Source organism: Streptomyces sp. NH27 (genome assembly GCF_056859195.1).
Genome location: NZ_JACEGK010000523.1, coordinates 1 through 5730, shown reverse-complemented (window position 1 = coordinate 5730; position 5730 = coordinate 1). Strand labels below are relative to the sequence as shown.

6 protein-coding genes and 1 pseudogene are annotated in these 5730 nt (G+C 72.9%); 4 read left to right on the top strand and 3 right to left on the bottom strand.

Annotated features, from left to right (window positions below):
• A partial coding sequence (locus tag AC13HU_RS30955; protein ID WP_483045288.1) for an outer membrane protein assembly factor BamB family protein occupies nucleotides 1-428 on the bottom strand: 428 nt, incomplete at its 3' end.
• A gap of 58 nt (nucleotides 429-486) precedes the next feature.
• On the opposite strand from AC13HU_RS30955, the pseudogene AC13HU_RS30950 reads away from it, so the two are divergent.
• Nucleotides 487-1227: pseudogene (locus AC13HU_RS30950) on the top strand (dienelactone hydrolase family protein).
• A gap of 105 nt (nucleotides 1228-1332) precedes the next feature.
• Nucleotides 1333-1497, top strand: coding sequence for a hypothetical protein (locus AC13HU_RS30945; protein WP_483045287.1), 165 nt, complete (start codon nucleotides 1333-1335; stop codon nucleotides 1495-1497).
• Between the two features lie 107 nt (nucleotides 1498-1604).
• Here the strand turns inward: AC13HU_RS30945 and AC13HU_RS30940 are convergent, their stop codons facing one another.
• Both AC13HU_RS30940 and AC13HU_RS30935 read right to left on the bottom strand, forming a co-directional pair.
• A complete protein-coding gene (locus AC13HU_RS30940) occupies nucleotides 1605-2882 on the bottom strand; it encodes a PQQ-dependent sugar dehydrogenase (protein WP_483045286.1) in 1278 nt (425 codons plus the stop codon).
• Nucleotides 2883-3188: 306 nt separating this feature from the next.
• Nucleotides 3189-3623, bottom strand: a complete 435-nt coding sequence (locus tag AC13HU_RS30935; RefSeq protein ID WP_483045285.1) for a hypothetical protein — start codon at nucleotides 3621-3623, stop codon at nucleotides 3189-3191.
• Nucleotides 3624-3792: 169 nt separating this feature from the next.
• Between AC13HU_RS30935 and AC13HU_RS30930 the strand changes: the two genes are divergently transcribed.
• Both AC13HU_RS30930 and AC13HU_RS30925 read left to right on the top strand, forming a co-directional pair.
• Nucleotides 3793-5043, top strand: a complete 1251-nt coding sequence (locus tag AC13HU_RS30930; protein WP_483045284.1) for a sensor histidine kinase — start codon at nucleotides 3793-3795, stop codon at nucleotides 5041-5043.
• Nucleotides 5031-5675, top strand: a complete 645-nt coding sequence (locus AC13HU_RS30925) for a response regulator (protein ID WP_483045283.1) — start codon at nucleotides 5031-5033, stop codon at nucleotides 5673-5675. Before AC13HU_RS30930 ends, AC13HU_RS30925 begins: the two co-directional genes overlap by 13 nt.
• Nucleotides 5676-5730: the final 55 nt, after the last annotated feature.

Here is a 5730-nt window from a genome sequence, read left to right as displayed (position 1 = left end):
TTGCCGTCGTAGGCGGTGATGAGGAGGAGGTTGTCGGCGATGGCGGGGGTGCCGTCGACGGGGGCGCCGATGTCGATGCCGGCGCGCTTGGTGCCCGTGGTCTTGTCGAAGGCGTAGAGGCGGCCGTCCATGGAGCCGATCCACACCAGGTCGCCGGCGATGGTGGGGGAGGAGACGATGGCGGCGCCGGTCAGCACGCTCCACTTCTGGGTGCCGTCGGCCTTGTCGACCGCGGTGACCCGGCCGTCGGGGAACCCGACATGGACCGTGTCGCCGTCGACGGCCGGGGCGGAGCCCATCTGGGCGGCCTCGTGCACGGAGGGGCCGGTGGAGGTGAAGCGCCACTTCTCGGCGGCGGTGGTGGCGTCCCGGGCGACGAGGATGTTGCCGAAGGCACCGGCGTACCGGCCCGCGACGCCGCCCTCCATTTGCCGGTCGGTCTAGGGGGAGTGCCCGCAGGAGGCATCCCGAAAGGCTTGGAACGCGATGCGGTTCACTTCTGAGACGTCGGTCGACGGCGTCGTCGAACGGTTTTTTGAGCTCGGTGAGATTCCCGGTGTGCTGTGAACACCGGAAGGCGCCGCGGGTACGCGGTCGTTGGTCGTGATGGGACATGGCGGCGGGCGGCACAAGAAGGACCCCGAGATCGTGGAGCGTGCGCGGCGTTTCGTGGCGGATTGCGGGTTCGCGGTGGTGGCGGTGGACGTGCCCGCGCATGGGGACCGCCCGAAGGATGAGGAGTACCACCGGATCGCGACCGAGAACCGGGCGCGCGTGGCGGCCGGCGCGGAACTGGCGCCGTTGATCGCCGGTTTCCAGGCACTCGTGGCCCGCCGGACGGTCCCGGAGTGGCGGGCGGTGCTGGACGCGGTCCAGCAGGTCGAGCAGGTCGGCGCCGGGCCGGTGGGCTATTGGGGCGTGTCGTTGGGGTGCGGGCTCGGCGTACCGTTCGTCGCCGCCGAACCCCGGTTCCGCGCGGCGGTGTTGGGAACGGGCGGGGCGGCGGCATCGGCGCAGGTCGCGGCGCGGATCACCGTACCGGTGGAGTTCCTGGTGCAGTGGGACGACGAACGGGTGCCGCGGGACCAGAGCTTGGCGTTGTACGACGCGCTGGGCTCGGCCGAGAAGACGCTGCACGCCAACCCCGGCCGGCATGCGGACATCCCGGCGTTCGAAAGTGCGGTGCGGTTCTTCGCCCGGCACCTGGGCGGACCCGGCCGGCCGTAGCCCCCGCCGCCCCGCCGGCCCGTCGCGCCGGCTCGCCCAACATGCGGCGGGGCGGTGGACCGGCGGGTCACGGTGCCGCGCCGCCCGGGTCCGTATCCGTTGTCGGTGCCGATGCTCACCACGGTCGACGGGTCGCCCGGCTGCGCGGTGCGGTCGAACGCGATGTGCGCGAGGCCGCGTTCGACCACCGGGCGCAGATGGTCGAGCGAGGGCAGCGAGGAGCACAGCGCCACCCCGCCGATGCCGTCGTCCCACAACTCCTCGACGTAGCCGGCGCGTCTGGTGACCGCGACCCCCGCACCCGCGAACGGGCCGGCCTGATGGTGCGGTTGGGCCGACGGTGTGGGAGCCGACGCCTCAGCTGGACTGACGATGCGTCAACTGACCTTCACCATAAGGATCTTGTCGTCGCCGGGCTTCGGGCTGATCCGGCCGTCCGTGTTGCTGGTGGTCACCAGCAGCCCGCCGTTGTAGGCGAGTACGGTGCGCAGCCGGCCGTAGGTGGAGACCAGCTTGCTCTGCGGCGCGGCGACCAGCTTGGTGCCGTTCAGGGGGATACGCCAGAGCCGCTCGCCCTTCAGGGCCGCCATCCAGATGCAGCCGTCGGCCCAGGCGATGCCGCTGGGGGAGTCCTGCTCGGTGCTGAACTGGGCGACGGGCGAGGTGTATCCGGGGTGATTGGTCCTGCCCTGGGTGGCGGGCCAGCCGTAGTTGTGGCCGGCCCGGATCAGGTTCAGCTCGTCGGCCTTCTTGTCGCCGAGTTCGGAGGCCCACAGGTTCCCGGACGGGTCCCAGGCCAGGCCCTGCACGTTCCGGTGGCCGATGGTGTAGACGACGGAGTGGCCGAACGGATTGCCCGGCGCCGGCTTGCCGTCCGGCGTCATCCGCAGGATCTTGCCGCCCAGCGAGGACTTGTTCTGCGGCAGCGCGGTGTTCTCGGCGTCGCCGGTGCCCGCGTAGAGCATGCCGTCCGGGCCGAAGGCGATCCGGCCGCCGTTGTGGTGGATGTTGCGCGGGATGCCCTTGAGGATGACGTCGAGCTTGCCGAGTTGGTGGCCGGCGGTCGCGGAGGGGGTGTAGGTCAGCTTCGCGATGCGGTTGTCGGTCGCCGTGGAGAAGTAGATGTAGATCAACTGGTTCGAGCCGAAGTCCGGGGAGAGCGCCAGCCCCAGCAGGCCGGTCTCGCCCGCGGAACTCTTGGTGGAGACCACCCCGGGAATCGTGCCGGCGACGGTGCGCTTGCCGGTGCCGGCCGCGATCCGCTGGATCACGCCGGTGTCACGCGAGTTCACCAGCAGGTCGCCGCCGGGCAGTTCGGCCATGCCCCACGGCACGTCCAGGTTCTTGGCGACGGTGCGGGTGACCGTCGCCGACCCGGCGGCCGCCCCGGCGGTCGCTGTCGCCGTCGGGGTCGCGGGTGCCGAAGCGGGCGCCGAACCCGCCGAACCGGTCGCGGCCGACGCGCTCGCCGACGTGCCCGCCGACGGCGAGGATGCGGCGCCGTCCGAGCCCGACGTGCAGCCCGCGAGCAGCAGGGCCGCCACCGCGGCGGCGCCCACCGCGCTGCCCCGCCCGCGCCGGGCCGCGGCCTGCGGCCGCCGTTGCGGGAGGAAGTGCTCCGGGTACTCCGTCCGTGTCCTGCGCCTTGCCGTCATCCGACGGTCGCCCTTCTCGTACCCGGTGCCGTGCGCCGGTGTGCCGTGTGCCGACCGGGCCCGGTGCGGGCCCTCGGGCCACTCCTACCCCATGCCCGGGCGCACCGCGACCGACGCCGGCCGGCAGCGCCCGAACGGCCCCAGCAGTTCCCTCCCGGGGCATCACGACGCCTCCCGGGCTCGCCGCGGGCGGGCACCGCCGATCCGTGCGCAGGGGCCGGGGCCCGGATCGCAGTTCGGGTCTGGGCCCGAGCCCGAGCCCGGCTTCGGCTTCGGGTTCGGCTTTGGGTTCGGTTCGGCTTCGGGTCAGGCCGTCGTATCGGCCGATGATCGGACCGCCAGCGCCACGCACAGCACGGCCAGGGGCAACTCCGCGCCGAACGCCATCGCCACGGCCGAGACCCGGTCCGCGACCGTGACCGCGGTCGTCGTGTCGAACCAGGCGTCGACGGTCAGCAGCGTCGCGGTGGCGACGGCCGTCAGCGCGTGCGCGCGGTGGCCGGGCAGGGCCAGTATGCCCGTGGCGACCAGGCCCACCGCCTCCAAGGAGTCCAGGCCGATCCAGGCCGTACGCCAGTGCGCGGCGGTCGCGGAGCCGGGTAGGCAGCCGGCCAGCACCACCAGCCACGGCAGCAGGGCGAGCCCGCAGCCGATCAGCAGGCGCGCCGCGTGCCGCCGGGCCGGCCGGGCGGTCGACTCGCCTTCCTGGAAAGAGAGTTGACTGACGGTCAGCGTGCTCATCGGATCGGTCCCCTCGTGTTCGCCGTTCTCCCTCACGTCCTCCAGCCTCGACGCCCGAGCGCCTACCGTCAGTAGCGAGGAGGTCCGCTCCCGGGGTGGCACTGGCTATACCCCGAGCCTGGTGCTCTCGCCATGGCCGACCGCTGACCTGGTCTTCTACTGTCTTCCCATGCTCTCGACCAGCCGCCTGAGACGACTGATCCTCGCGCCGTTCCGCGGCGCCGGACGATCGGTGTCGCACCTCACCGCGGGGGCGCTGATCCAGCTCGGCGTCCTGCTCGTGATGGCCCTGCCGTGGATCGTCCTCGTCCCGGTCGCGCTCTGGGCCGTCGCCCTCGCGGTCCTCGTCCCGCTCGCGGTGATCGTGCTCGCCGGACCCCTGCTCACGCAGGTGCAGTACAGCCGCTTCCACGCCCGGCTCGGCGTGGCCATCCCCTCGCCCCACGCGGGGCGACGGCCGCGCCCACGGGCTTGGCTGCGGTCTCCGGCTGGGCACCGCCAGCTCAGATACCACCTGGTGGACGGACCGCTGCTCGGCCTCGGCGGGGCCTTCGCCCTCCTGGCCTGGGCCGTGGGCCTCACGGCCACCTCGGTCTACCTGTGGATCTGGCTGGTCCCGCTGGACTGGCGGATCGACCACCGCGGCTACACCACCTGGGCGGCGTTCGTCACCGCGGGCGGCATCGCGCTGGTGTACGCCGCGTCCCGGCTGTCCGGCACCCTCGCCCGGCTCGACACCCGCATCGCCACGGTACGGCTCGGGCCCAGCCGCGAGGAGCAACTGGCCCGCCGGGTGGCGGACCTGGCCGTGAGCCGCGCCGGTCTGGTGGACGCGGTCGACGCCGAACGGCGGCGTATCGAGCGGGACCTGCACGACGGGGCCCAGCAGCGGCTGGTCTCCATGGCGGTCAACCTCGGCCTCGCCAAGGCCACACTCGGCGACCTGCCGCCGGACGCCCGCCGGGCGATCGACGAGGCGCACCGGGAGGCGAAGGAAGCGATCGAGGAGCTGAGCGGTCTGGTGCGGGGACTGCACCCGGCCGTGCTGGAGGACCGCGGCCTGGACGCCGCGCTGTCCGGCATCGCGGCCCGGGTGCCCCTGCCGGTCCGGGTGAAGGTGGACCTGCCGGCCCGCCCGTCGCCCACGATCGAGGCGGTCGCCTACTTCGTCGTCTCCGAGGCGCTGACGAACGTGGTCAAGCACGCGAACGCGTCGAAGGCCGAAGTGACCGTCGAGCACTCGGGGAAGAGCCTGCGGGCCGTCATCCGCGACGACGGAGTGGGAGGAGCGCGGCTCGCGGACGGCACCGGCCTGGCCGGGCTGGCGCGACGCGCCGCCTCAGTCGATGGCACGCTGTCGGTCGACAGCCCCGCCGGGGGCCCGACCCTCGTCACCGTGGAGCTGCCGTGCGTGCTGTGATCGCCGAGGATTCCGTGCTGCTCAGGATCGGTGTGGTCAAGGTCCTGGAGATGGCCGGATTCGAGGTGTCCGCCGAAGTCGGAGACGGCGAGGCGCTGTTGGCGGCGGTGGAAGAGCACCGGCCGGACATCGCGGTGGTCGACGTCCGGATGCCGCCCGGCTTCACCGACGAAGGGGTGCGGGCCGCGCTCGTCATCCGGCAACAGTGGCCGGACACCGCGGTCCTGCTGCTGTCGCAGTACGTGGAGGAGCGATACGCGGCCGACCTGCTGGCCGCCAACACCTCGGGGATCGGCTACCTGCTCAAGCAACGGGTCGCGGACGTCGAGGAGTTCGCCGACGCGCTGCGCCGGGTGGCGGCCGGCGGCACCGCGCTGGACCCGCAGGTGGTATCCCAACTGCTGGTGCGCCGCCACAGCGATCCGCTGGACCGCCTCACCCCGCGGGAGCGCGAGGTCCTCGAACTGATCGCGGGCGGCCGGTCGAACGCCGCCATCGCCGAGCAACTCGTGGTCAGCGAGAGCGCGGTGGCCAAGCACATCAACAGCATCTTCGCCAAGCTCGACCTGCCGAAGGCGGAGGCCGACCACCGCCGGGTCCTCGCCGTCCTGCGGTTCCTGCGCGTGGCGTGAGTCGTTGCCGGGCGGCATCAGGAGCCCGGGCCCGGCGGCGGGTGGGCCGCCGGCT

Bases quoted from the DNA above. Each gene is read 5' to 3' on its own strand.
- AC13HU_RS30940 (WP_483045286.1), bottom strand. From the start codon at position 2,882: ATGACGGCAAGGCGCAGGACACGGACGGAGTACCCGGAGCACTTCCTC.
- AC13HU_RS30935 (WP_483045285.1), bottom strand. From the start codon at position 3,623: ATGAGCACGCTGACCGTCAGTCAACTCTCTTTCCAGGAAGGCGAGTCG.
- AC13HU_RS30930 (WP_483045284.1), top strand. From the start codon at position 3,793: ATGCTCTCGACCAGCCGCCTGAGACGACTGATCCTCGCGCCGTTCCGC.